General features: G+C 60.5%; 1 protein-coding gene. It reads right to left on the bottom strand.

Going from position 1 to position 415, the window contains the following annotated elements; translation table 11 throughout:
- Positions 1 to 415 (bottom strand): hypothetical protein (locus tag RVY79_RS17630; RefSeq protein WP_317465789.1); only part of this gene is annotated, 415 nt, incomplete at both ends.

The following is a 415-nucleotide window of genomic DNA, read 5'->3' as shown; positions in this document are numbered from 1 at the left end:
AAGCCAACCACGAACCCGTATCGGCCGGTGCATGGCGAATGGAGATATTGATCGCGTGGACGTGATGGTTGCGCAAGATTGCAGCGATGCGCGGCGCGAACGCATCGAACTGCGCTACCGGTATGAAATATTCCTGGAGCGCATAGAGACTGCCTCCCGCCGCCAGCGGGCCAAGCGACGCCACATCGAGACTGGCCTCGTAATTGCGCCGTACCACCGGATGACTGAGATAGCGCAGTGGATCGACCACGTCCTTGCGAACCAGATCACCGCCGGGAAGCTTGGCAACGCCCCACATCACCGCTTGATCGATCTTGTAGGACTGCCCCTGCGGGACAAGCCGATCCTGGACCGTGACCGGCTTGTCGGTCGAAAACCAACTGACTGCAGTCGCCTGATTGAAGTGAGGCGGCGC

The organism is Chromohalobacter sp. HP20-39, assembly GCF_033052815.1.
Classification (GTDB): Bacteria; Pseudomonadota; Gammaproteobacteria; order Pseudomonadales; family Halomonadaceae; genus Chromohalobacter.
Note: the sequence above shows the minus strand (reverse complement) of the source record. Positions and strands in the feature narration are given on the sequence as shown.